Annotated in this window: 1 protein-coding gene; it reads left to right on the top strand. The window is 34.2% G+C overall.

What is annotated here, in order from left to right; translation table 11 throughout:
• Positions 1–40: 40 nt before the first annotated feature.
• The coding region (locus tag NE665_RS24155) for a hypothetical protein (RefSeq protein ID WP_256302737.1) at positions 41–345 on the top strand (305 nt) is incomplete at its 3' end.

Below are 345 nucleotides of genomic sequence, written 5' to 3'. Positions count from 1 at the left end.
TTACCAAGAGAGCGGAAGGACCGCATAGGAGGAAATGTAAATGGAAAAGCAAGAAGTGATCTCGATCGAAGAGCTAAAACAAGGTTTCTGTTCAGAAACGATGAAACAAGGATTCTTATGGTCTGGTCATTCAAAGAATCAGTTAGACGATTATTTAAAAACACGTAAGGAACGTGATCTACTTTATCTTGTATACTCTTTAATGAATCGGTGTGATCTTTATTTTAAAAAAATGGTATGTACTTATGATATGTGGATCGTCAACACCCGTCTTTATGGTGAATCATCATTTTGCCTAGTTTATACCATCTATACCATGAACAATAATCATTTAGATAAAAAAGA

This window comes from Clostridium sp. DFI.1.208 (assembly GCF_024463855.1).
In the GTDB taxonomy this organism is placed as follows: Bacteria; Bacillota_I; Bacilli_A; order Erysipelotrichales; family Erysipelotrichaceae; genus Clostridium_AQ.
Note: the sequence above shows the minus strand (reverse complement) of the source record. Positions and strands in the feature narration are given on the sequence as shown.